The organism is Nocardioides euryhalodurans (genome assembly GCF_004564375.1).
GTDB lineage: Bacteria > Actinomycetota > Actinomycetes > Propionibacteriales > Nocardioidaceae > Nocardioides > Nocardioides euryhalodurans.
Genome location: NZ_CP038267.1, coordinates 3,812,078 through 3,835,973, shown reverse-complemented (window position 1 = coordinate 3,835,973; position 23,896 = coordinate 3,812,078). Strand labels below are relative to the sequence as shown.

At 73.0% G+C, this 23,896-nt stretch carries 25 protein-coding genes; 2 read left to right on the top strand and 23 right to left on the bottom strand.

All coding sequences use genetic code 11. From position 1 onward, the window contains the following. Positions 1 to 3: 3 nt before the first annotated feature. From EXE57_RS18615 to EXE57_RS18605, 3 genes are all read right to left on the bottom strand, one after another. Positions 4 to 246, bottom strand: coding sequence for an RNA-binding protein (locus EXE57_RS18615; protein ID WP_135080134.1), 243 nt, complete (start codon positions 244 to 246; stop codon positions 4 to 6). A 4-nt stretch (positions 247 to 250) separates the two neighbouring features. Continuing rightward, positions 251 to 781, bottom strand: coding sequence for a 30S ribosomal protein S16 (gene rpsP / locus EXE57_RS18610; protein ID WP_135080132.1), 531 nt, complete (start codon positions 779 to 781; stop codon positions 251 to 253). 189 nt (positions 782 to 970) lie between these two features. Continuing rightward, positions 971 to 1,540: a CGNR zinc finger domain-containing protein gene (locus EXE57_RS18605; RefSeq protein ID WP_208542910.1), complete on the bottom strand. Its 570-nt coding sequence runs from the start codon at positions 1,538 to 1,540 to the stop codon at positions 971 to 973. Positions 1,541 to 1,639: 99 nt separating this feature from the next. On the opposite strand from EXE57_RS18605, the gene EXE57_RS19875 reads away from it, so the two are divergent. Next, positions 1,640 to 1,780, top strand: coding sequence for a hypothetical protein (locus tag EXE57_RS19875; protein WP_167305974.1), 141 nt, complete (start codon positions 1,640 to 1,642; stop codon positions 1,778 to 1,780). A 19-nt stretch (positions 1,781 to 1,799) separates the two neighbouring features. Here the strand turns inward: EXE57_RS19875 and EXE57_RS18600 are convergent, their stop codons facing one another. The 11 genes from EXE57_RS18600 to smc form a co-directional block, all read right to left on the bottom strand. Continuing rightward, the gene (locus EXE57_RS18600; RefSeq protein ID WP_135080130.1) at positions 1,800 to 2,870 is read right to left on the bottom strand and encodes an amidohydrolase family protein; all 1,071 of its coding nucleotides are present in this window, start codon (positions 2,868 to 2,870) and stop codon (positions 1,800 to 1,802) included. A 36-nt stretch (positions 2,871 to 2,906) separates the two neighbouring features. After that, positions 2,907 to 3,281, bottom strand: coding sequence for a hypothetical protein (locus EXE57_RS18595; RefSeq protein ID WP_135080128.1), 375 nt, complete (start codon positions 3,279 to 3,281; stop codon positions 2,907 to 2,909). Next, positions 3,278 to 4,852: a signal recognition particle protein gene (ffh, locus tag EXE57_RS18590; RefSeq protein ID WP_135080126.1), complete on the bottom strand. Its 1,575-nt coding sequence runs from the start codon at positions 4,850 to 4,852 to the stop codon at positions 3,278 to 3,280. The genes EXE57_RS18595 and ffh overlap by 4 nt, the downstream gene beginning before the upstream one ends. A gap of 68 nt (positions 4,853 to 4,920) precedes the next feature. Further along, the gene (locus tag EXE57_RS18585) at positions 4,921 to 7,164 is read right to left on the bottom strand and encodes a [protein-PII] uridylyltransferase (RefSeq protein ID WP_167305973.1); all 2,244 of its coding nucleotides are present in this window, start codon (positions 7,162 to 7,164) and stop codon (positions 4,921 to 4,923) included. 82 nt (positions 7,165 to 7,246) lie between these two features. Further along, on the bottom strand, positions 7,247 to 7,585 hold the full coding sequence (locus EXE57_RS18580; RefSeq protein WP_135080122.1) for a P-II family nitrogen regulator: 339 nt from the start codon (positions 7,583 to 7,585) through the stop codon (positions 7,247 to 7,249). After that, positions 7,582 to 8,934 (bottom strand): ammonium transporter, encoded by a 1,353-nt coding sequence (locus EXE57_RS18575; RefSeq protein WP_208542909.1) that lies wholly within the window; start codon positions 8,932 to 8,934, stop codon positions 7,582 to 7,584. The genes EXE57_RS18580 and EXE57_RS18575 overlap by 4 nt, the downstream gene beginning before the upstream one ends. A 167-nt stretch (positions 8,935 to 9,101) precedes the next feature. After that, positions 9,102 to 10,247, bottom strand: coding sequence for a signal recognition particle-docking protein FtsY (ftsY, locus tag EXE57_RS18570; protein ID WP_135080120.1), 1,146 nt, complete (start codon positions 10,245 to 10,247; stop codon positions 9,102 to 9,104). A 13-nt stretch (positions 10,248 to 10,260) separates the two neighbouring features. Beyond that, a complete protein-coding gene (locus tag EXE57_RS18565; RefSeq protein WP_135080118.1) occupies positions 10,261 to 10,467 on the bottom strand; it encodes a hypothetical protein in 207 nt (68 codons plus the stop codon). 36 nt (positions 10,468 to 10,503) lie between these two features. Beyond that, positions 10,504 to 10,959, bottom strand: coding sequence for an acyl-CoA thioesterase (locus EXE57_RS18560; RefSeq protein WP_135080117.1), 456 nt, complete (start codon positions 10,957 to 10,959; stop codon positions 10,504 to 10,506). Next, on the bottom strand, positions 10,956 to 11,372 hold the full coding sequence (locus tag EXE57_RS18555; RefSeq protein WP_135080115.1) for a hypothetical protein: 417 nt from the start codon (positions 11,370 to 11,372) through the stop codon (positions 10,956 to 10,958). Before EXE57_RS18555 ends, EXE57_RS18560 begins: the two co-directional genes overlap by 4 nt. Before the next feature lie 33 nt (positions 11,373 to 11,405). Continuing rightward, positions 11,406 to 14,954 (bottom strand): chromosome segregation protein SMC, encoded by a 3,549-nt coding sequence (gene smc, locus EXE57_RS18550; RefSeq protein WP_135080112.1) that lies wholly within the window; start codon positions 14,952 to 14,954, stop codon positions 11,406 to 11,408. 127 nt (positions 14,955 to 15,081) lie between these two features. On the opposite strand from smc, the gene EXE57_RS18545 reads away from it, so the two are divergent. Next, positions 15,082 to 15,999, top strand: a complete 918-nt coding sequence (locus EXE57_RS18545; RefSeq protein ID WP_135080110.1) for a 2-dehydropantoate 2-reductase — start codon at positions 15,082 to 15,084, stop codon at positions 15,997 to 15,999. A gap of 30 nt (positions 16,000 to 16,029) precedes the next feature. Here the strand turns inward: EXE57_RS18545 and EXE57_RS18540 are convergent, their stop codons facing one another. The 9 genes from EXE57_RS18540 to EXE57_RS18500 all read right to left on the bottom strand — a co-directional run bounded on the left by EXE57_RS18540 (position 16,030) and on the right by EXE57_RS18500 (position 23,826). Then, on the bottom strand, positions 16,030 to 17,124 hold the full coding sequence (locus EXE57_RS18540) for a pyridoxal-phosphate-dependent aminotransferase family protein (RefSeq protein WP_135080108.1): 1,095 nt from the start codon (positions 17,122 to 17,124) through the stop codon (positions 16,030 to 16,032). Between the two features lie 80 nt (positions 17,125 to 17,204). After that, positions 17,205 to 18,566, bottom strand: a complete 1,362-nt coding sequence (locus tag EXE57_RS18535) for an FAD-binding oxidoreductase (protein ID WP_135080106.1) — start codon at positions 18,564 to 18,566, stop codon at positions 17,205 to 17,207. Positions 18,567 to 18,597: 31 nt separating this feature from the next. Beyond that, positions 18,598 to 19,548, bottom strand: coding sequence for a prolyl aminopeptidase (gene pip, locus EXE57_RS18530; protein WP_135080104.1), 951 nt, complete (start codon positions 19,546 to 19,548; stop codon positions 18,598 to 18,600). A 10-nt stretch (positions 19,549 to 19,558) separates the two neighbouring features. After that, positions 19,559 to 21,082, bottom strand: a complete 1,524-nt coding sequence (locus EXE57_RS18525) for an LVIVD repeat-containing protein (RefSeq protein WP_135080102.1) — start codon at positions 21,080 to 21,082, stop codon at positions 19,559 to 19,561. A gap of 49 nt (positions 21,083 to 21,131) precedes the next feature. Beyond that, entirely contained in the window at positions 21,132 to 21,329 is a 198-nt protein-coding gene (locus EXE57_RS18520; RefSeq protein ID WP_135080099.1) for a hypothetical protein, read from the bottom strand. 74 nt (positions 21,330 to 21,403) lie between these two features. After that, positions 21,404 to 22,273, bottom strand: coding sequence for a bifunctional DNA-formamidopyrimidine glycosylase/DNA-(apurinic or apyrimidinic site) lyase (gene mutM, locus EXE57_RS18515; RefSeq protein WP_135080097.1), 870 nt, complete (start codon positions 22,271 to 22,273; stop codon positions 21,404 to 21,406). Between the two features lie 10 nt (positions 22,274 to 22,283). Then, entirely contained in the window at positions 22,284 to 23,012 is a 729-nt protein-coding gene (gene rnc, locus EXE57_RS18510) for a ribonuclease III (RefSeq protein ID WP_135080095.1), read from the bottom strand. Between the two features lie 19 nt (positions 23,013 to 23,031). Further along, a complete protein-coding gene (gene rpmF, locus EXE57_RS18505) occupies positions 23,032 to 23,217 on the bottom strand; it encodes a 50S ribosomal protein L32 (RefSeq protein ID WP_135080093.1) in 186 nt (61 codons plus the stop codon). A 66-nt stretch (positions 23,218 to 23,283) separates the two neighbouring features. After that, complete coding sequence (locus EXE57_RS18500; RefSeq protein ID WP_244246898.1) at positions 23,284 to 23,826, bottom strand: YceD family protein; 543 nt, start codon at positions 23,824 to 23,826, stop codon at positions 23,284 to 23,286. Between the last annotated feature and the right edge of the window lie 70 nt (positions 23,827 to 23,896).

The following is a 23,896-nucleotide window of genomic DNA, read 5'->3' as shown; positions in this document are numbered from 1 at the left end:
AACTCAACGACGTCGGTCGACGTCCACGAAGTCGATCCGAGCGCCGCCACGGCCGGCGAGGGCCGAGACGACGGTACGGAACGCGGTCGCCGTCCGTCCGCCGCGGCCGATCACCTTGCCGAGGTCCTCGGGGTGGACCCGGACCTCCAGGATCGAGCCGCGACGCAGCTGCTTGTCACGCACGCTCACGTCGTCCGGATGGGCGACGACGCCGCGCACGAGGTGCTCGAGTGCCTCGGCGAGCATGCGCTCAGGCCTCGCTCTTGCCGGCGTCCTCGGCGGTGACCTTCTCGGAGGCCTCCGCCTCCTCGGCGGCACCCTCGGGGGTCTCCGACGCGGGAACCTCGGCGGGCTCCTCGGCCTTGGGCTCCTCGGCCTTGGGGGCCTCGGCGGCCTTCTTGGAGGTCTTCTTGGTCACCGCGTCGCCCTTGGGCTGCTTGGAGGCGTCCTTGAGGGCCTCGTTGAAGACCTCGAGCTTGTCGCGCTTCGGCTCGGCGACCTTCAGGGTGCCCTCGGCGCCGGGCTCGCCCCGGAACTTCTGCCAGTCACCGGTGATCTTGAGGATCGCGGCGACCGCGTCGGACGGCTGTGCGCCGACGCCCAGCCAGTACTGTGCCCGGTCGGAGACGACGTCGATGTAGGACGGGTCCTCCTTCGGGTGGTACTTGCCGATCTCCTCGATCACACGACCGTCGCGCTTCTTGCGCGAGTCGACGACGACGATGCGGTACTGCGGGACCCGGATCTTGCCCAGGCGCTTCAAACGGATCTTGACGGCCACGTCTGTGGTGTCTCCTCGAAATTCGTGTGGTGGTGAGGTCCGCACCGCGGGTGGGGCACCGTGGGTGGGATCCTCGAGGGCGTGGCGACCTCGGGGTGAGAGGGACCCTCGGTCGTACGACTCAGCCGCACATTGTGCCAGAGGACTCGCACCGGCTCGAAATCGGCCGGGGGGCACGGTCTCCTCCGCTCATCCGGCCCGCGCGGCGGCCTTCCGGGCCCGGTAGGCCCGGGTCTTGAGCTTGTTGCCGCAGCCGTACTCGCACCATGACCGGGACCGGTTCCTCGAGTGGTCGTAGTAGGCCCACTCGCACTCGTCGGAGGCGCAGATCTTCAGTCGCCACCAGATCCCCTCGGCCGCCGCCTCGTGGGCCGCGACGGCGATCCGGGCCAGGCCGCCCCCGACTCCCGTGGCCGTCGTCGTCAGCGCGGCGCCCGCGTCGGTCCACGTCAGGGCGACCGGCTGCTCCGCCAGCGCCGCGGCCAGCCCGGGAAGCGCCCCGGTGGTGCCGTCGTGGTTGAGCTCGAGCGCGCGCCGCAGTCCGGTGCGCAGCCGCTGCGCTGCGTCGAGGTCGGCGCCCGAGGCACGTGAGGAGGCGCCTGCCAGCCCGCGCTCGGCGAGATACGTGACCAGGTCGGCCGGCGAGGCGAGGTCGTCGGTGCCCGTCTCGTGGTCGGTGGTGTTCACGAAGTCGCGGACCAGGGCGATCGACGGGGGGACGTCGGGGACGACCGGCTCCCGGGGGTCTGCTGCAGGCACGACACCAGCGTAGCGCGGTCACCGGTTGCACTCGAAGCGACACCGGTCTAACGTGATGGGTGGTGTCGCACCGTTGCGGCGCCACGGGAGGTGGGACCGATGCGCTACCTGGGACAGGTGCTCCAGGAGCTGTGGAGCGAGGAGCCCGTGAGGGAGCACCACGACCGACGGCGCCAGCGGCGCTCGGGGGTCGCGCCCGTACGCCGACGGCCACGGCCGCGCCGCGACACGTCCGGCTGACGAGGCAGCCGGACCGGCCTCAGGCCACGACGCGGCCGCGCAGCACCACGCGTGCGGGGTTCCGCAACACGGCGAGGTCCGCCGTCGGGTCGCTCGGATAGACGACGAAGTCGGCCGGCGCCCCCTCCTCGAGGCCGGGGTGGCCCAGCCACTCCCGGGCACGCCAGCTGGCGGCACCGAGCGCGTCCACGGCCGGGATCCCGATCCGGTGAAGGGCGGCGACCTCACCCGCGATGTTGCCGTGCCGGCTGATGCCGCCGCCGTCGGAGCCGGCGTAGACCGGGACGCCGGCGTCGTACGCCGCCATGATCGTGGCGGGCATCCGGGCGTAGAGGTCGGTCATGGTTCCGGCGTAGTCGGGGAACTTCGCCCCGCCGGCCGCGGCGTGCTCCGGGAACTTGTCCAGCTGCATGATCGTCGGCACCAGCGCCGTCCCCCTGGCGACCATGGCGTCCACGAGGTCCTCGGAGAGGCCGGTGCCGTGCTCGATGCAGTCGATGCCGGCCTCGATCAGGCCGGGGAGCACCCCGGCCCCGAAGCAGTGGGCGGTCACCTTCGCGCCCTCGGCGTGCGCGGCGTCGATCGCGGCGGCGAACGCCTCGGCCGGGAAGCTCGGAGCGAGGTCGCCCTCCTCCCGCGAGATCCAGTCGCCGACGAGCTTGATCCAGCCGTCGCCGCGACGCGCCTCCCGGGCGGCGTACGCCGGCAGGTCGACCGGCTCGACCTCGTGGGCGTAGTTGCGGATGTAGCGCTTGGTCCTCCCGATGTGGCGGCCGCAGCGGATCAGCCGCGGCAGGTCGTCGCGGTCCCGGACCCAGCGGGTGTCGGCGGCGCTGCCGGCGTCGCGGATCAGCAGCGCACCGCCGTCGCGGTCGGCGACCGCCTGCTGCTCGGTCTCCTCCTCCCCCACCGCGCCGAAGTCGTCGAGCCCGAGGTGGCAGTGGGCGTCGACCAGCCCCGGGACGATCCAGCCGTCACCGGCGCCCTCCGCGCCGGCCTGGCGCTCGTAGGTGATGCGGCCGTCGACGACGAACAGGTCGCGCGGCTCGCCATCGGGCAGCACCGGACCGGAGAACCTGAGAGCGGTCATGCCCGCGACCCTAGCGAGCCCCCCGGCCGGTCGCGCTCAGCCGATCCGGTCGAGCAGCCACGACGGCCCGACCACCTGCGCCGGGGCGACGTTGGCGGCCAGCGCCCGGTCCGCGGTCACGACGGTGACGTCCCGACCGGCCGCTGCGGCCAGACCGGCCTGACGCCGGATCTCGGCGTCGCCGTCCTTCGCGGCGTGGACGACGCGCAACGACGCCGGACCGCCGGCGCTGACGCCCTGCTTGGCCTGTCCCTCGAGCACGAGGACGATCTCGTCGTGGGGTACGTCGGCGTGGAGGAGCCCGTCGTGGAGCCGGGCCGCGGCGCCGGCGCGGTCCTTCCACCAGCCGTCCGGACGCGCGCCCACGACGTTGGCGGCGTCGACGACGAGGACGGTCCGCGGTCGCTTCACTTCAGGTACTTGGAGAAGTCCTTGGGCAGGTCGAGGGCGGCCGCGGCCTGCTCGTAGTCGACCGGCTCGCCGTCGGGGTTGCCGAACGGGTTGCCCCCGAGACCGCCCCCGGCGGTGGTCTTCTCCTGCTGGGCGCGCTTCTGGGCGGCCGCCTTGGCGGGGTTGCCGGAGGTGCGCTTGCCCTTGGCCTTCTTGGGCTGCTGGCGCGCGTTGGCACGCTTGCCGCCACCCGCGCCGGGCATGCCCGGCATCCCGGGCATCCCGCCTCCCCGGGCCATCTGCAGCATCATCTTGCGCGCCTCGAAGAAGCGGTCGACGAGCTGGTTGACGTCGGAGACCTGGCGGCCGGCGCCCTTCGCGATCCGGGCGCGGCGTGACCCGTCGATCATCTTGGGGTTGGCCCGCTCGGCGGGCGTCATCGAGTGGATGATCGCCTGGATCCGGTCGATCTCCCGCTCGTCGAAGTTCTCGAGCTGGTCGCGGAACTGCCCCATGCCGGGCAGCATCCCCATGATCTTGGAGAGCGAGCCGAGCTTGCGGACCTGCTGCATCTGCTCGAGGAAGTCCTCGAGGGTGAACTCCCCGCCCTGGCCCGAGAGCTTCTGGGCCGCCTTGAGGGCCTGCTCCTGGTCGAGGGTCTTCTCGGCCTGCTCGATCAGGGTCAGCATGTCGCCCATGTCGAGGATGCGCGAGGCCATCCGGTCGGGGTGGAAGAGGTCGAAGTCGGTCATCTTCTCGCCCGCGGAGGCGAACATGACCGGCTTCCCGGTGAGCTGGGCGATCGAGAGGGCAGCGCCGCCGCGGGCGTCGCCGTCGAGCTTGGTGAGGACCACGCCGTCGTACCCGACGCCGTCGAGGAAGGCCTGGGCGGTGACGACCGCGTCCTGGCCGATCATCGCGTCGACGACGAAGAGCACCTCGTCGGGGTCGACGGCGTCGCGGATGTCGGCGGCCTGCTGCATCAGCTCGGCGTCGACGCCGAGCCGACCCGCGGTGTCGACGATCACCACGTCGTGGAGCTTGCGCTTCGCCTCCTCGACCGACGCGCGGGCCACGCCGACCGGGTCGCCCACCCCGTTGCCGGGCTCGGGCGCGAAGACCGGGACGCCGACGCGCTCACCGTTGACCTGGAGCTGGTTGACGGCGTTGGGACGTTGCAGGTCGGCTGCGACGAGCAGCGGGCTCTTGCCCTGGTCCTTGAGCCACAGCGCGAGCTTGGCCGCGAGCGTCGTCTTCCCGGCGCCCTGCAGGCCCGCGAGCATGATCACCGTCGGGCCGGACTTCGCATAGCGCAGCCGGCGGGTCTCTCCGCCCAGGATCGCCACGAGCTCGTCGTTGACGATCTTGACGACCTGCTGGGCGGGGTTCAGCGCCTGGCTGACCTCGGCGCCGCGGGCGCGCTCCTTGATCGCCGCCACGAAGTCCTTGACGACGGGCAGGGCGACGTCCGCCTCGAGCAGCGCGATGCGGATCTCGCGGCAGGTGGCGTCGATGTCGGCGTCGGACAGCTTCCCCTTGCCGCGAAGGTTCTTGAAGGTGTCGGCGAGCCGGTCGGAGAGTGTGGCGAACAAGTGTCTTTTCCCTGGCGCTGGTGGCTGGTGTTCCGAGGGACAACCCTAGCCGCCGCTCCCCCGGGTCCCTACTCGTGATCGGGCGGGGTGAGCACCGAGAGGTCCCCGCCGAGCACCGCACGGACGGCGTGGGCAGCCTCCGCGGCCCGGGGCTCCGACAGCGCCCCGGCGCCGTCCTCCTGGACGTAGAAGACGTCGACGGCCTGCGGGCCCAGCGTGTCGACGTGGGCCGAGCGGACCATCACGTCGAGCGACGCGAGGGCGGCGAGCGTGAGGTAGAGGACACCAGGGCGGTCCGCGGCGCGTACCTCCAGGACCGTGGCGCCCCGCGATGCCTCGGGACGTACGCCGACCGTGGGCGCGAGTCCGGCGGTGTCGGCGGGCCGCAGCCGGGACGTCGGGTCGATGCGTCCGGCCACGACCGCCTCGAACCGCTGCCGCAGGACCGCCGGGTCCACGAGCTGGTCGGCGACGTCCCAGACGGAGATGGCGTAGTCGTCCTGCGCCCAGGCCCGGGCGGCGCGGACGGAGGCCCGCTGCAGCGCGAACATGGCCGCGACGTCAGCCAGGAGCCCCACCCGGTCGGGGGCGAGGACGGTGACCCTCGCCCCGTCGCCGTCGGCCTCGACCTGCAGGTCGAAGCCGCCGGCCCGGACCGCGGCGGGCACCGGCAGGTCGGGCTGCGGATCGACGGCGGGGGCATCGACGTCCATCGCGGCGAGGACCCGCCGGGCGAGGTCGGTCACCAGGCCCGCGCGCCACGTCGACCACGCCTTCGGGGCGGTCGCCCTGGCGTCCGCCTCGCTGAGCGCGAGCAGCAGGGTGACCGTCTCGGGGTCGACGAGGCAGTCGGTGACCAGCGCGACCGTCGCGGGGTCCTCCGGGTCGCGGGTGGTGGCGGTCTCGGCCAGCAGCAGGTGCCACCGGACCAGCCGGGCGATCCGCTCGACGTCCTCCGGCTCGAACCCCATCCGCGTCGCGACCGCGCGCGCGATCGGCTCGCCCGCCACGCTGTGCTCGGTGAGGCCACCCTTGCCGATGTCGTGCAGCAGCGCCGCCACCATGAGCACGTCGGGTCGACCGACGTCACGGATCAGGGACGCGGCCTCGATGCAGGTCTCGACGACGTGGCGGTCGACGGTGAAGCGGTGGATGGGTGACGCGTGCGGGAGCGTGCGGATCCGGTCCCACTCCGGCAGCGCCCTCGCGACCGCGCCGGTCTCCTCGAGGGTCTCCCAGACCGCGAGCAGCCCGCGACCGGACGCCAGCAGCCGGACGAGCAGGTGTCGCGCCTCCGGCGGCCACGGGTCCGGCAGCGGCGCCGCCTCGCGGGCGAGCCGGGCGGCGGTGGGCGGTGCGAGCACGACGTCACGCTCGGCCGCCTCGACCGCGGCGCGCAGGAGCAGCAGCGGGTCCCGGTCGGGGCGCGCGTCCGCCTCGAGGACGACCTCTCCGCGGGACAGCGCCACCCCGGGGGCGAGCCGGGTCAGGGCCGGCGTACGCGCGTGGCGGGGCGAGGTGGGTCGGGCGAGGACGGACTCGACCCGTCGCCAGGTCAGCCGCGAGAGGTGGGTGATCGCCCGGCCGAGGTCGCGGACGTGGACCTGGGCCGCTGCCTCGCCGTCGAGGCCGAGCCCGGGGGCGAGGTCGGCCCAGTGCTCGGGTGCCACCCGGTCGGTGGCGCGTCCGGTGACGCCGTGCAGCACGTCGCGGACGTCGAGCAGGGCCAGCCGACGGCGCTCCAGCTCGCCGTGGGGCACGTCCACCAGCCAGGTGGCGACCAGGGCCTTGAGGACCGTGGCGTCGCGCAGCCCACCGGCCGCCTCCTTCAGGTCGGGGACGGAGAGGTGGGCGAGCTCGCCCAGCAGCTCGTGCCGGGCCCGCACGAGGTCGCGCAGCTCGGGCAGCCGGTCCCGGGCCTCGCGGCGCCAGTGGGTCAGCATGGTGGTGCGCAGCTGCAACGTCAGGTGGGCGTCCCCGGCGAGGTGGCGGGCATCGAGCAGGCCCAACGCGACCTTGAGGTCCTGGCCGGCCGTGGACACCATCTCCGAGAGGCTGCGCACCGAGTGGTCCAGCCGGCTGCCGCTGTCCCACAGCGGGTACCAGACCTGCTCGGCGGCCTCGCCAGGGTCGACGTCGTCCGCGTGGACCAGCACCACGTCGAGGTCGGAGTACGGAGCCAGCTCGCCGCGGCCGTACCCCCCGACCGCGACGAGCGAGAGGCCGGTGACGGGGGCCCCGGTCTTCTCGAACGCCGCGACGCACAGGGCGTCCGCCGCAGCCGTCCGGTCCGACCGTTCGCGTGGACTCACCGAGGCCTCCTGTGTGCGGGGGTTCCTGTACGTGTCACGCAGCCCCCGCCGGGGCGGGGGCTGCGTCTCGACACTCCTCGACCTACAGCGCCGCGCCGTCCTGCTCGCCGGTGCGGACCCGTACGACGGACTCGACGGGGCTGACCCACACCTTGCCGTCCCCGATCCGGCCGGTCTGCGCGGTCTTGACCACGATCCCCACCACGTCGTCGGCGTCGGCGTCGTCGACCACGATCTCGATCCGGATCTTGGGCACCAGCGCGATGTCGTACTCCGCGCCGCGGTAGACCTCGGTGTGGCCCTTCTGGCGGCCGTAGCCGCTCACCTCGCTGACGGTCATCCCCGTCACCCCGAAGGTCTCGAGGGCTTCGCGGACGTCGTCCCACTTGTGCGGCTTGATGACCGCCGTGACCAGCTTCATGCGTTCACACCCTCCGTCTCGATGCTGTCCTTCTTGGTGCCGTCGAGCACGCCGGTGCTCGGTGCCAGGGCACCGCCGCGGCGGGCGCCGGACCCGCCGGTCAGGTCGTAGGCGGACTCACCGTGCTCGGCGAAGTCGATGCCCTCCACCTCGACATCCTCCTCCACGCGCAGGCCGATGACGACCTTGACGATGGAGGCGACGATGAAGGTGGCCACGGCCGACCAGAACATCGCTCCGAGGGCGACCAGGACCTGGACCACCAGCTGGGCGGCGCCGCCGCCGTAGAAGAGGCCGGTCGAGGTGGCCAGGAAGCCGGCCCCGATGGTGCCGACGAGGCCGCCGACGAGGTGGACGCCCACGACGTCGAGCGAGTCGTCGTAGCCCCAGCGGTACTTCAGGCCGACGGCCAGCGAGCACAGGACACCGGCCGCGAGGCCGAGGACGATCGACCCGACGGGCGACAGCGCGCCACAGGCCGGGGTGATTGCCACCAGTCCGGCGACGACACCCGAGGCCGCGCCGAGCGAGGTGGCCTTGCCGTCACGGACCTTCTCGATGAACAGCCAGCCCAGGATCGCGGCGCAGGTGGCGACCGTGGTGTTGAGCCAGACCAGGCTGGTCTCGCTCAGGAACTGGGCCGCGTCGGCCTCGGCGCTCTCACCGGTGAAGACGATCGAGCCGACGTTGAAGCCGTACCAGCCGAACCACAGGATGCCGGCGCCCAGCATCGTCAGGGTCAGGTTGTGGGGCTTCATCGGCTCCTTGCCGAAGCCGAGCCGCCTTCCGAGCATCAGCGCGAGGACCAGGCCCGCGACACCGGCGTTGATGTGCACGACCGTGCCGCCGGCGTAGTCGATCGGGAGCGGGTCACCGTCGAACAGCAGCCCGGAGATGCCGTTCTCGGCCGAGCCCAGGAACCCGCCGCCCCACACCATGTGGGCGATCGGGAAGTAGGACAGCGTCAGCCACAGCGGGACGAACATCATCCAGGCCGAGAACTTCAGCCGGTCGGCCACCGCGCCGCTGATGAGCGCGGCGGTGATGACGGCGAAGGTGAGCTGGAACCCGACGAAGATGTAGTCCTGGCCGGAGATGCCGCTGAGGCCGAAGGTCTCGAAGGGGTTGTTGATGATCATGGCGATGTCCTGCTCGCCGAAGGACATCGACCAGCCCCACAGCACGTAGACGATGCCGGCGATCCCGATCGTGCCGAAGGACATCATCATCATGTTGAGGACGCTCTTGGAACGGCTCATGCCGCCGTAGAAGAGTGCCAGTCCGGGAGCGGTCATCAAGATGACGAGGGACGCCGCCACCAGCATCCAGGCGTGATAGCCGTAGTCCATGGAACCTCCAGGGGATTCTGCGTCTGGCAGGGCCGGGAGGCGCGACGGCACTGTCGCGCGACCCCCGGCCCCATTGGGCAGAAGGTTCCGTTGCGGAGGTTTCGGCGTACGGCGATCGATGTTGCGGCGGGGAAACGAACCCGCACGCCGTGTTACGACTGTGTGAACTAGCCGAGCAGTGCGTCGACGAAGGCCCGGGCGTCGAACGGCGCCAGGTCGTCGGGGCCCTCGCCGAGACCTACCAGCTTGACCGGTACGCCGAGCTCGCGCTGGACCGCCACCACGATGCCACCCTTGGCGGACCCGTCGAGCTTGGTGAGCACGATGCCGGTGACGTCGACGACCTCGGAGAACACGCGGGCCTGGATCAGGCCGTTCTGGCCGGTCGTGGCGTCGAGGACCAGCAGCACCTCCGTCACGGGCGCCTGCTTCTCGATGACGCGCTTGACCTTGCCGAGCTCGTCCATGAGACCGGCCTTGTTCTGGAGCCGTCCGGCGGTGTCGACGATGACGGTGTCGGCGCCGGTGTCGACACCGGACTTCACGGCCTCGAAGGCGACCGACGCGGGGTCGCCGTTCTCGGGCCCGCGGACCACCTCGACCCCGACCCGCTCCCCCCACGTGGCGAGCTGGTCGACGGCGGCGGCGCGGAAGGTGTCGGCGGCCCCGAGGACCACCCTCTTGTCCTCCGCCACCAGGATGCGGGCGATCTTGCCGACGGTGGTGGTCTTGCCGGAGCCGTTGACCCCCACGACCAGCACGACCCCGGGGCGGCCGTCGGTGCCGGTGATCTGCAGCCGACGGTCCATGGTCGGGTCGACCAGGGTGGTCAGCTCCTCCTGGAGCACCGTCCGCGGGTCGGGCCGCGAGGCGCCCTCCACCCGCAGTCGCGTCCGCAGGTTGTCGACCACCTGCTGGGTCGGCGCGACGCCGACGTCGGCGGTCAGCAGGGTGTCCTCGATGGACTCCCAGGTGTCCTCGTCGAGGCGCTCGCGCGAGATCAGGGAGAGCAGGCCGCGGCCGAAGCCGCCCTGCGAGCCGGCCAGCCGCTGGCGGAGCCGCTGCATCCGCGAGGCGGTGCCCTCGGGCCGCTCGAGGACGGGCGCCTCGGGCTCGGCCTCGACGGCCTCGGCCGGGGCCTCGACCCCGGTCTCGGCCTCCGGTGCCGGCTCGACCGGCGGACGGGTGATGACGTCGGTGCCGGCCGACGGGGGCGCCGCCTTGCCGCCGCTGCGTGTGCGGACCAGCAGCCCCGCGACGAGCGCGACGCCGAGGACGGCGATGCCGACGATGAGGTAGATCAGGTCACCCATGTCGACAATCCAATCAGGCGCGTCGCCTGCCCGCTGCCGCGGGCTCGTCCTTCTCGGCGGTGTTGTCGAGGGTCGGGAGCACGTCGACGCCCCTCCTCATGGAGTCGCCGAGCCACGAGGCCCCGGGGACGTCCTCACCGCGGTGCGGGAAGGCCACGAAGGTCACGACGAGACCGGCGATGGCGACGATGACGAGCATGGACACGACGACGAACAGCATGCTGACATCCCTCTTCCGAGACGGTGTTCTTGACCTTTACGGTCGCACACCGGCCTCGGGCCGCCACAGCGGGGTGACCGCGTCGCGGATCTCGTCGGGCAGCGGCACCACGGCGCGGGCGGGGTCGGTGTTGTCGACGTAGACGTGCACGAAGCGACCCTCTGCCGCTGCCTGGTCGCTCCCCTGGAAGAGCCCCACCCGGTAGACCACCGACGAGGTCCCCACCTTGTCGACGACGAGCCCGAGGTCGACCGGCTCGGGATAGCCGACCTCCGCGAAGTAGCGGCACCCCACCTCGGCGACGACCCCGATGGCCGGCAGTGTGCGGATGTCGGTCCCCGTCGCCGCGACCAGGTGGTTGTTGACGACGGTGTCGATGAGCTCGAAGTAGCGGGCGTTGTTCATGTGGCCGTAGACGTCGATGTCGGCCCAGCGCGTGGTCACCGTCTCCCAGGAGACGTAGTCGGCCCGGGTCGGGCGGGGAGCGCTCATGCCGACGACGACGGTGGCCGGCCGTCGCCCGGGCCGCCGACGGCCTCGCGCAGCCGGGCGACGTCACCCCGGTCGAGCCCGAAGCCGAGGCTGACGACCTTCTTGCCGCTCGGGGTGTGCACGAGGGTGTTGCCGTCGATCCGCAGGTCGGCCGGGCCGGCGACCGGGTAGCGACGGGTGGTGGTGCCGAGCGGGCTCTTGAGCTGCAGCTCGGTGGCCGTCCACACGACGGCGGCGCCCAGGGCGTAGCCGAGGCCGAGCCCGCCCAGGATCAGGCCCAGCACGATGTTGAGCACGTCGCCGGTCCCGAGGCCGAGCACGAGCAGCAGCGCGCCACCGACGAGGGCGGCGACGCCCAGCCCCCGCTGGTAGCGGACGACGAGCTGGGCGGGGGCCCCGGGAGGTTCGGACATGGGCGACACCCTAGCCACGCGACGGGTCCGGGCTCAGGCTGGCTCGGCGTCCCGCAGCCGCTGGCTGATCACGGCCGAGACGCCGTCACCGCGCATGGTCACACCGTAGAGGGCGTCGCCGACCTCCATGGTCCGCTTCTGGTGGGTGATGACGAGCAGCTGGGAGTTCTCACGCAGCTCCTCGTAGATCTCCAGGAGTCGTCCGAGGTTGGTGTCGTCGAGGGCGGCCTCGACCTCGTCGAGGATGTAGAAGGGCGAGGGACGCGCCTTGAACAACGCGACCAGGAACGCCACGGCCACCAGCGAGCGCTCGCCGCCGGAGAGCAGCGAGAGCCGCTTGACCTTCTTGCCGGCCGGTCGCGCCTCGACCTCGATGCCGGTGTTGAGCATGTCGCCCGGGTCGGTGAGGACCAGCCGGCCCTCGCCGCCGGGGAAAAGCCGCGAGAAGGTCGAGTCGAAGGCCGTCGAGACGTCGGCGTACGCGGCCGTGAAGACCTCCTCCACGCGGGAGTCGACCTCGCGCACGATGTCGAGGAGGTCCTTGCGCGTCTTGCGCAGGTCCTCGAGCTGCTCGGTGAGGAACTTGTGGCGCTCCTCCATCGCGGAGAACTCCTCGAGGGCCAGCGGGTTGACCCGGCCCAGCATGGCCAGCGCCCGCTCGGCAGTCTTGAGGCGCTTCTGCTGCTCCTCGCGCACGAACGGGGTCGGCTCGGGCGCTTCGGCCCCCTCCTCCACCTCGCCCGTGAACGGGATCAGCTGGTCGGGGCCGTACTCGGCCACCAGGGCGTCGCCGTCGAGCCCCAGCTCCTCGAGCGCACGCTCCTCGAGCTGCTCGATCCGCATCCGCTGCTGGGCGCGCGCCATCTCGTCACGGTGGACGGAGTTGACCAGCTCGTCGTGCTCGCGGCCCAGGTCGCGGAGGGCACCACGCACCGTCAGCAGCTGCTGCTCGCGCTCCCCCCGACTCTGCTCCACCGCCGCACGCGCCTCGGCGGCACGGTGGATCGAGACCTCGAGCCGCTGCAGCACCAGACCGACGGCGACCCCGACCGCCTCGGCGGCCCGGCCCTCCCGGAGCAGCCGCTCCCGGCGCTCGGCGGCGCGGGCGCGGGCCTCCCGCTCGGACCTGGCCGCACGGGTCAGCTGGTCGGCGCGACCGTGCAGGGCGCGGGCACGCTCCTCGGACGTCCGCAGCGCCAGCCGCGCGTCCATCTCGCCCTGGCGGGCCGCTCGGGCGGCCTCGGCGAGCTCCTCCCGGGCACGGGTGTCGGGCTCCTCGTCGGGCGCGTCCTCCGCGGTCGCCAACCTGGCCTCCAGCTCGGCCAGACCGGCGAGGTCGGCGTCACGGGCCTCCTCCGCGCGGGCGATGGCAGCGGCGAGCCGCTCGGCCTCGCCGCGGGCGGCGCGCGCCTGCGAGCCGTACTGCCCGAGCTCCTCGGCCACCGCAGCCAGGGTGGCGTCGGACTCGTGGAGCTTGGCGAGGGCGACGTCGACGCGCTTCTGCGCGGCCAGCCGCTCGGCCTCGAGGCGGGAGATGTCGAACCCGAGCCGCTCGGTGGTCGCGGTCGCCTCGGCGAGCTGGGAGGCCGCCTCGTCGACGGCCGCCTGGATCTCGATCAGGCTGGGCTGGCTGCTGGAGCCGCCCGAGGCGAAGTGGGTGCCGAACACGTCGCCGTCGCGGGTCACGGCCGTCAGGTCAGGCGCCTCGGCGACCAAGGCACGAGCGGCCGGCAGGTCGTCGACGACCACGGTCTTGTGGAGCAGCCGGGTCAGCGCCGGCGCGAGGTCGTCGGGCGCGTCGACGACGTCCACGGCGTACGTGGCGCCGGCCGGCAGGCCCGGCCAGTCGCGGTCGGCCGCGGGGGCTCCCCCGAGCAGCATCCCGGCCCGGCCGAGGTCGTCGGTCTTGAGGTGCGCCAGCGCCCCCACTGCGGAGTCGGCATCGGTGACCACCACGGCGTCGGCGGCGCTCCCGAGCGCGGCGGCCACGGCGGTCTCGAAGCCGTTGCGGACCGACAGCAGGGCGGCGACGGACCCGAGCAGGCCGGAGACGTCGTCGGTGGCGGCCAGCAGCGCGCCGGCGCCGTCCTTGCGGTTGAGGCCCATCTCGAGGGCGTCCTTGCGGGCCTGCAGGGCGCCCCGCTCCCGGTCAGCCTGCTGCACCTCCGCGCGGGCCTTGGCCAGCCGCTCCTCGAGGTCGTCGAGCTCGGAGACGGCCCCCTCGTGCTCGGCGTCGAGGCCCTCCTCGCCGGCGTCGAGACCGGCGATCCGGGTCTCCAGCGAGGTGAAGTCGCGCTGGGCGCGCAGGGCCCGCGCCTCCGCCTCCTCGCGGCCCTGCCCGAGCCGGCCGACCTCGTCGGCGGCCGCGGCGGCGCGGGACTTCAGCGCGTTGACCTGTCCGTGGAGCCGGGCAAGGCCCTCGCGCCGGTCGGCCGCGGCCCGCTGCAGTCCGGCGATCCGGCGCTCCTCCTCGGCAGCCGCGTCCTCGGCCGTACGTCGACCGGACACGGCCGTCTCGAGCGCCGTACGCCGCTCGGCGACCTCGGTCTCGATGCCCTGCTCCTGCTCGCGGACCCGGGCGGCCTCGGCCTCGAGCTGGTCGGGGTCACGCCCGCTCGGGGTGTCCTCCTCCACACTGCCGGCGTTGCGGACCCGCTCGGCCGCGAGGGACTGGGTGCCACGGAGCCGCTCGCGCAGCCCGGACAGGGCGAACCAGGTGTCCTGCGCGCGCGAGAGCTCGGGCAGCTGCTCGCGCAGCGCCGCCTCCAGGGCGGCTTCCTGCTGCTGGGCGTCCGCCACGGCGGCCTCGACCGAGGCCTGTCGCTCGACCAGCACGCTCTCGTCGGCGAGCTCCTGGTCCAGGGCGGTCCGCGCGGTGGCGAGGTCGTCGGCCATCAGCCGCGCCCGCGCGTCGCGTACGTCGGCCTGCACGCCGGCCGCCTTGCGTGCGACCTCGGCCTGGCGTCCCAGCGGCTTGAGCTGGCGGCGGATCTCGGTGAGCAGGTCGCCGAGCCGGTTGAGGTTGCCCTCGGTCGAGTCGAGCTTGCGGAGCGCCTTCTCCTTGCGCTTGCGGTGCTTGAGGACGCCCGCGGCCTCCTCGATGAAGCCGCGCCGGTCCTCGGGTGTCGCGTGGAGGATCGAGTCGAGCTGGCCCTGGCCGACGATGACGTGCATCTCGCGGCCGATCCCCGAGTCGGAGAGCAGCTCCTGGACATCGAGCAACCGGCACGGGGTGCCGTTGATGGCGTACTCGGAGCCGCCCGACCGGAACATGGTCCGACTGATCGTCACCTCGGAGTAGTCGATCGGGAGCGCACCGTCGGCGTTGTCGATGGTGAGCAGCACCTCGGCGCGGCCCAGCGGCGGGCGGCCGGAGGTGCCGGCGAAGATGACGTCCTCCATCTTGCCGCCGCGCAGGCTCTTGGCGCCCTGCTCCCCCATCACCCACGCGAGCGCGTCGACGACGTTGGACTTGCCCGAGCCGTTCGGCCCCACGATGCAGGTGATCCCCGGTTCGAGCTGCAGGGTCGTGGAGGAGGCGAAGGACTTGAACCCCTTGAGGGTCAGGCTCTTCAGGTACAACGCGGGCTCCTCACCGGTGCAGATCAACGTGCTGAAGTGCGGGGAAGCTCAGCGAGCCACACCCTACCTGCGCGCCCGGGCCCGTCGTGGGAGGCGGTCCCAGGGCGTCGGCTGCTTCAATGACGGGATGCGGATCGCGGTGATCGGCGCCGGCGGCATCGGCGGCTACTTCGGAGGGCGGCTGGCGCAGGCCGGTCACGACGTCACCTTCGTCGCCCGGGGCGACCACCTGGCGGCCATCCGGCGCGACGGGCTCCACGTGGCGAGCGTCGGCGGGGACTTCCACGTCGGCGACGTCCGCGCGACCGACGATCCCTCCGGCACCGGCGCCGTCGACCTGGTGCTGGTCGCCGTGAAGTCCTGGCAGCTGGCCGGGGCGTTGCCGCTGCTCGGGGCCCTGGTCGGGGACGGCACCGCGGTGGTGACCACCCAGAACGGCGTCGAGGCACCGGAGCAGGTGGCGGCGGCGGTCGGCCGGACCGCCGTCCTCCCCGGTGCGGCCAGGATCTTCGCGATGGTCACGTCGCCCGGCGTCGTCTCGCACGTCGGCGGGCCGGCGACGATCGCCTTCGGGGAGTGGGACGACCGCAGGAGCGAGCGGGTGAGCCGCCTCCTCGCGACCTTCACGGGCGCGGCGGTCGAGGCCGGTGTCCCCGACCGCATCTGGGCCGAGCTCTGGACCAAGATGCTGACCGTCGTGCCGCTGGGCGGGCTGGGCGCCGCCCTGGACGCCACCGTCGGCGAGGTCCGCTCCCGCCACCGTGGCCTGCTCGAGGCCGCGATGGCGGAGGTCGTGGCCGTTGCGCGGGCCCGTGGCGTCGAGCTGCCCGACGGGATCGTCCCGCGCACCCTCGGGTTCCTCGAGCAGCAACCCGAGCGCGCCACGACCTCGCTCCACCGGGACGTGGTGGCCGGGCTCCCCTCCGAGCTGGACGCGTGGACGGGCGCCGTGGTCCGCCTGGGAGCGGAGTCGGGGGTGCCCGTGCCGGTCCACCGGACCCTGCTGGCGGTGCTGACCGAGCACTACCCGAACGCGCTGGCCTGACGTCGGGCGTCCGGGGCGCCCGGCCGGCTCTCAGGCGTGGTCCAGCGCCTCCCGCAGCGCGGCCAGCACGAGGAGCACGGCGTCGGGACGGGCGTTGGGGCCCATCAGGCCGATCCGCCAGACCGAGGCGGCGTACGCGCCGGCGCCCGCGCCGATCTCGATGCCGTGGTGCTCGAGCAGCCGACGGCGTACCTTCGCGGAGTCGACGGCCTCCGGCACCCTGACGGTCGTCAGCTCGGGGAGGCGGTGCCCCTCGGCCGCGAACAGCTCCAGCCCCATCTCCTGCAGACCCGCCTGGAGCGCGGCTCCGGCGGACTCGTGGCGTGCCCAGACCTGCTCGAGCCCCTCCTCGAGCACCCGGGCCAGCCCGGCGTGGAGGCTCGCGACCATCGCCGTCGGGGCCGTGTGGTGGTAGGTGCGCTGGAGCGAGGAGGAGCTGGCCTCCCCGACGTAGCCCCCGAGCAGGCCGAGGTCGAGGTACCACGACTGCGGCTTCTCGACCCGGCGCTCGAAGGCGCGGTCGTTGATCGTGAACGGCGCCAGTCCGGGGGCGACGCCGAGGCACTTCTGGGTGCCGGCGTAGCCGACGTCGATGCCCCAGTCGTCGGCGCGCAGCTCGATGCCGCCGATGCTCGTGACGGCGTCGGTGACCAGCAGCGCGTCCCCCTTCGCGGCGCCGAGGGCCGCGATGTCGGAGCGGACGCCGGTCGAGGTCTCGGCGTGGACCGCCGCGATGATCGCGGGCGAGGGGTGCGCCTCGACGACGCGCTGCACGTCGACCGGCCGGCCCCACTCGTGCTCCACCGGGACGACCTCGGCGCCGCAGCGGGCCGCCACGTCGCACATCCGCTGGCCGAACAGCCCGTTGACCGCGACCACGACGACGTCGCCGGGGTGCACGGTGTTGACGAACGCCGCCTCCATGCCGGCCGACCCGGTCGCGCTCAGCGGGAGGGTGCGAGCGTTCGACGTGCCCCACACCGTCCGGAGCATCTCGCAGGTCTCGTCCATCACCTCGAGGAAGACGGGGTCGAGGTGGCCGAGCAACGGTCTCGCCAGGGCGCTGGTCGCCTCGGGATAGGTGTTGGAGGGGCCCGGGCCGAAGAGGTGGCGCTCGCGGATCACGCGAGCGACCGTATCGCGTGGAGTGGGTGGGGGGCCGGCTCGGTTTCACCGGCCGACCGGGGAAACCCGAGACATCACCCTCAGAGGATCGCTCCCGGGTTCAGGATGCCGTCGGGGTCGAGCGCGTCCTTGACCCGCTGGTTCAGCGCGAGCACGTCGGGGCCGAGCTGTTCGGGCAGCGCCGACTTCTTCGTACGCCCCACGCCGTGCTCCCCCGTGATCGTCCCGTCGAGCCGGATCGCGGCGTGCATGATGTCGTCGAAGGCCTGGAGCGCCCGCAGGTGGGCGGCGTCGTCGTCGCGCGGCACCACGATCAGCGGGTGGGTGTTGCCGTCGCCGGCGTGGGCGATGACGGGGATCGACAGGTCCTGCTCACGGGCGACCTCCGCCACGGCGGCCAGCAGCTCGGGCAGGCGCGGCACGGGTACGCCGACGTCCTCCAGCATCAGCGCACCGAGCTCCTCCACGGCGGGGATCACCATCCGGCGCGCCTGGACGAACTGCTCCCCCTCGTCGGCGTCGTCGGTGACGAAGACCTCGGTGGCGCCGGTGTCACGGCAGGCCTTCTCCATCAGCGCGATCTCCTCGGTGCGCGAGGTGCCGGGGGCGTCCGACTGCGCCACGAGCAGCGCGCCGGCATCGACGTCGAGGCCCATCGAGCGGTGCTGCTCGACGGCGCGGATCGAGGGCTGGTCCATCAGCTCCAGCATCGAGGGTCGCAGCCGTGAGCGGATCGCGACGACCGCCTCCGCGGCGACCGTCGGGGAGCCGAAGGTCGCGACCAGGGTCGACCGCTCCTGCTGCGCCGGCACCAGCCGCAGGATCGCCCTCGTCACGATGCCGAGGGTGCCCTCGCTGCCGACGAAGAGCTTGAGCAGGCTCAGCCCGGCCACGTCCTTGATCCGCTTGCCACCGAGACGGACCAGCGAACCGTCGGCGAGCACGACGTCGAGCCCGAGGACGTAGTCGGTGGTGACGCCGTACTTCACGCAGCACAGGCCGCCCGCGTTGGTGGCGACGTTGCCGCCGATCGAGCAGAACTCGTACGACGACGGGTCCGGCGGGTACCACAGCCCCTGCTCGGCGGCGGCAGCCTTGACGTCCTTGTTGTAGGCACCCGGCTCGACGACGGCGACCTGGCAGGTCGGGTCGATCTCGACCGCGGTCATCCGCTCGAGGCTGATGACGATGCCGCCGTCGACGGCGCTCGACCCGCCCGAGAGGCCGCTGCCGGCCCCGCGGGGCACGACCGGGACCCGGTGGGCGGCGGCCCAGCGCACGGCGACCTGCACCTGTTCGGCGTCCTCGGCCCGGACCACCGCCACGGGGGTGCCCGTGTTCGGGTCCTGCGACCGGTCCCAGCGGTACTTCTCGATCCGTTCCGGGTCGGTCACGACCACGTGGTCGGGCAGTGCAGCAGTCAGCTCTCCGAGCGCGTCCATCTGCCCATCGAACCACGAGAACGGGGAGCGTTCACCCCGCGAAGCGGTCCAGGGCCGCCACGATCCGGGCGCGGGTGTCGTCACCCGCACCGTGCGCGTCGGCCTCCACGACGTGCAGGGTCGCCCGGGGCATCAGGGAGGCGACCTCGTACGCCGACCGCAGCGGCGAGGCGATGTCGAGGCGCCCCCGGAGCAGCACGGCCGGGACGTGGGCCAGCCGGTCGAGACGGCCGACGATCGCGTCGTCGGCCTGGAAGGCGTGGTGGCCGAAGTAGTGGGTCACGAGCCGGGTCCAGCCGAGCCGGAACCGGGGGTCCTCGAAGCGTGGGTCGGGTCGCGGCGGCCCGCTGACCGCGGCGAGCCGGTCCTCCCAGGCGCACCAGGCCAGCGATGCCTCGTCCCTCACGGCCGCGTCCTCCGAGAGCAGCAACCGGTGGACCGCGGCGGGCACGTTGCCCCCACGCTCGTCCGGGGGCAGCAGCGCGAGCAGCCGGTCGAACTCCTCGGGATACACCTCCCCCATGACGTGCGTGAGCCAGTGGACGTCCCGCTCGCGGGTCGTGACCACCGCCCACAGCACCATCTCCGAGACCCGGTCCGGGTGCTCCACGGCGTACGACAGGGCCAGCGTGGACCCCCAGGATGCGCCGAGCAGCAGCCACCGGTCGATCCCACGGAGGGTCCGCAGCGCCTCGAGGTCGGCGACCAGGTGGGCGGTCGTGTTGTGCTCCAGCGCGGCGAGGTCGTCCCCGGCGTGCGGCCGGCTGCGGCCGCAGCCGCGCTGGTCGAGCAGCACCACGCGGTAGCGGGAGAGGTCGAAGTAGCGGCGCCACGAGGGCGACGCGCCCGATCCCGGTCCGCCGTGCAGCACCACCGCGGGCTTGCCGTCGGGGTTGCCGCACTCCTCCCAGTAGACGTGGTGCCCGTCGCCGGTCGCCAACATCCCCGAGGCGTACGGCTCCCCCACCACGTCGGCGCTCACACGCCCGACCCTATGACGAGCGGCGCGCCCGACGGCGTACGGCGTAGGCGAGCGCCAGCCCACCACCGACGACCCCGATCGGGACCGCACCGGACGCCGCGGCGTCGGCCACGCTGCGCGGACCACCCGTCCCCGTGGTCGGGCGGGTGCCGGTCGGCCCGCCGGGCAGGTCGACGCTGTAGACGTCGATCCCCCGGACCAGGTCGATCGCGTAGACGACGTTGGTGTCACGGCCGGTCTGGCGGCCGCGGGCGTCGTAGCGCGGGAGCCACATCGCGTCCCACACCTCCGAGGCGAACCAGTGGGCGTAGCCGAACGACCTGATGTTGCGCGGGTCGCGGACGTCGAGCAGCTGGACCCCGCCCCCGTAGTAGCCGACCGCGACGATGCCGCCGGGACGGTAGTCGAACCAGTGGGCCGAGCAGAAGGCCCCCGCAGGTACCGGGAAGTTGCCGAGGTCGGCGAGCTCCACCTTGTCCAGCGGCGCCACGGCCGACCGGTCGCCGCCGAGGCGCCGCACCTTCCAGGTCTGGAAGGAACCCGCCTGCGCGCAGTCGGTCTGCTCGTAGTCCTCCTCGGTCACCAGCAGGACGTTGCCGTTCTCCAGGGCGGCCGGAGCGCCCGGCCGGAACCGCCGGGCGTTCGGGCGGAAGGAGTTGTGGTGGATGAAGTCGTTGTAGCCGTCCCGGCCCGCCGCCTCGCCTGCTCCTCCGGCCGCGCCGGTGGTCGTGACCAGCCGCGGGTGGCGCGGGCGACTGACGTCGAAGATCGAGGAGCCGTCGTACCCGGTGTGCGTGCCGTAGCCGGCCGCGTCGAAGTTCCACTTGTGCCCGCCGCTGGGGCTCGCGAAGGACTGGATCCCGGGCCGCGCCGGGTTGCTGTCGACCTCGCGGGGCCTCCCGAGCCGGCGCAGGTCGAAGATCGAGAACCGGTCGCGCTCTCCCGAGGAGTACGCGAAGCGGCAGTCGGTCCCGTTGACACAGCTCACGGTGTGGGTGCCGGTGGTCGACGCGAGGCTGCTGAGGACGCGGGGGTCGGCCGGGTCGGTGACGTCCACGATCACCAGCTCGTTGCCGCCGCCGTTGGTGTGGCTGATCCCGTTCTCGTCGACGGCCGCGTCGACGAGGTCGACCCCGATCAGCGAGAAGCGGCGGGTCCCGGCGTCGGTCCGTCGCTCGCCGCAGCTCATCGCCTCGTTCTCGAAGACGGCGTTGGTGAGCATCCCGACCCGGGTGGGGTGGGTGCCGTCGGAGACGTCCCAGACCGTCACGGACTCCAGCCCGCTCGTCACCAGGAGGGGCGCGGTCTCCATGAAGCACCCGGAGATCCCGACGGTGCCCCCGCCTGCCGGGGTCAGCGGGACCGAGCTCTGGTGGGCGACGTTGCCGCTGGCGAGCAGGGTGTCGTCCTCGGCCATGAGCCGGGTCTGGACCTCGCGGTTGCGCTCACCGTCGCCGTGGGCGGAGGCAGGCGCGGCGAGGCCGAGCGACAGCACGAGCAGGCCGGTGGCGGCGAGGGAGGGCAGGGTGCGCATGCCTCCGACAACGACCCGTGGGGTGCGGGGTCACGCAGGCGAGGGCGGGTCAGACGGGCTGCAGGTGGCCCTTCTGCTCGAGCCGCGCCGTGCTCCGGGCGGCCAGCAGGGCGTCGTTCTCCTGGCTGAGCCGCAGCACGAGCGCCTCGAGGTCCGAGACGCGGGCGCGCAGCCGCGCGTTCTCGACCGAGAGTCGTGCCTGGGTCCGGGGGTCGCTGTGCAGGTGGCCGATCAACGCCTTGGCCATGGATGAGCCTTCCGGGAGGGAGTGCGCCCTGGGATGTGGACTGCCTTCAAGAGTCCCACCTCGGTCGCAGGGGGTCAATGGACGAGCGGCCGCCGGCGTACGACCCGACGGGGTGCCGGCTGGCAGCGCGGGCAGAAGAACGACGACCGGTTGGTGAAGACGATCCGGCGGATCGGGGTGCCGCACCGGTCGCACGGCTCTCCCTCCCGGCCGTAGGCGTGCAGCGAGCGGTCGAAGTAGCCCGACTGCCCGTTGACGTTGACGTAGAGCGCGTCGAAGGAGGTCCCGCCCTGGGCCAGCGCGGAGGCCATCACGGCCTTCGCCTCGGCGAGCAGCGTGCGCACCTGGCCGGCGGTGAGCCGGTCGCCGGGCCGGTCGCCGTGGATCCGCGCCCGCCACAGCGCCTCGTCGGCGTAGATGTTGCCGACACCGGATACCAGGCCCTGGTCGAGCAGCAGCCGCTTGACCCCCGCCGTACGCCGGCGCACGCGGCGCACGACCTCGTCCTCGTCGAACGCGGGGTCGAGGGGGTCGCGGGCGATGTGGGCGATCTCCTCCGGCAGGTCCGCTCCCCCGGCGGAGACGACCAGCCCACCGAACATCCGCTGGTCGACGAACCGGAGGTCGACGTCGCGGTCGAGGGCGAAGCGCACCCGCAGGTGCCGCTCCTCGGGCGCCGAGGGCGGCTGGACCAGCATCTGGCCGCTCATCCCGAGGTGGCCGAGGAGCGCGTCGCCGTTGTCGAGCGGGAGCCAGAAGTACTTGCCGCGGCGGCGGGCCGCCGTGACGGTCCGGCCGGTCAGCGCGGCGGCGAAGCCCGCTGGTCCGCGCGGATCACGCCGGACCGGGCGCGGGTGGAGGACGGCGACCGAGGTGATCGTGGCGCCCACGACGTGGCGCTCGAGGCCGGCACGGACGACCTCCACCTCGGGGAGCTCGGGCACGGCGGGGGTCTCAGCCCTGGCGGCTGGAGGCGTCGATCGCGGGGTCCTCGATGCCCAGGCCACTGGCGATCTCGCCGTACGCCGTCTCCGCGGCGGCCTGCTCGGCCTCCTTCTTGGAGCGGCCCACGCCGTTGCCGTAGAGGCCGTCGCCGACCCGCACCTGCGCGGTGAAGGTCTTGGCGTGGTCGGGGCCCTCGTCGGCGATGACGTACTCGGGCACACCGAGGGCGTGCTCCGCGGAGAGCTCCTGCAGGGAGGTCTTCCAGTCGAGGCCGGCGCCCATCGAGGACGCGGTCTCGATCAGCGGGTCGAAGAGCCGGTGGACGACCTGGGCCGAGACCTCGAAGCCGCCGGAGAGGTGGATGGCCCCGAGCACCGCCTCGACGGTGTCGGAGAGGATGGAGGCCTTGTTGCGCCCGCCGGTGGTCTGCTCGCCGCGGCCGAGCTTGACGTGGCGGCCGAGCCCGATCTCGCGTCCGACTCCGGCGAGCGCGCGGGCGTTGACGACGGCGGCGCGGAGCTTGGCCAGCCGGCCCTCGGAGAGGTCCGGGTGGGTGACGTAGAGCGTCTCGGTGACGACCACGCCGAGGACGGCGTCACCGAGGAACTCCAACCGCTCGTTGGTGGGGAGCCCGCCGTTCTCGTAGGCGAACGAGCGGTGGGTCAGGGCGCGCTCCAGCAGCTCGGGGTCCAGGTGCGGATCCCCGAGCGCTGCGCGCAGCTCCGGGTAGTTGCTCAAGCCGACCGACGCAGGTCGATCAGAGGACCTGACGACGGTCGGCGCGGGCGCCGTACTGGCCGCACTCGCCGCACGCACGGTGCGGGAGGTGCTTGGCACCGCAGGCGGGGTTGGCGCAGGTCACCAGGGAGGGCGCGACGGCCTTCCACTGCGAGCGACGGTGACGCGTGTTGCTGCGCGACATCTTCCGCTTCGGGACAGCCACTTCAATCTCCTCATACTCACGAGCCGGGGGTCCGGCCTGTCGATGCCCGGCCGGGTCCGGCCAGGATCAGTCCTGTTGCTGCTCTGGTTCGTGCTGGTCCTGCGTCAGTGCTGCGAGCCCGGCCCACCTCGGGTCGATCGGCGCCTCGTGCGCGTGGTCGGGATCGTCCGCCAGCCGCGCACCACACTCGGTGCACAACCCCGGACAGTCGTCCTCGCACAGCGGCTGGAACGGCAGTGCGAGCACCACCGCGTCCCGCAGCAGTGGCTCGAGGTCGAGCAGGTCGTCCTCGAGCCGGTTGACCTCGTCCTCCTGCCCGTCGCCATCGGCAGGGGCGTGGTCGTCGTAGAGGTACAGCTCCTGGAACGTGACCTCGACGTCGTCGTCGATCGCTTCCAGGCAGCGTACGCACTCGCCCTCGAGCGCGGCCGTGGCCGTGCCCGTGACCAGCACCCCCTCCATGACCGCCTCGAGCCGCAGGTCGATCTCGACCGGCGAGCCCTCGGGGACGTGCAGGACTTCGATGCCCAGCTCTGGCGGGGCCTCGACCTGGCGCGTCACCTCACGCTGGGACCCCGGGCGGCGGCCGAGCTCGCGGGTGTCGAGCACGAGCGGCGCTCTCGGGTCCAGGCTTGTCAGGGGATCACTCCGGGTCTGGGCACGACAGAACTGACTTGAA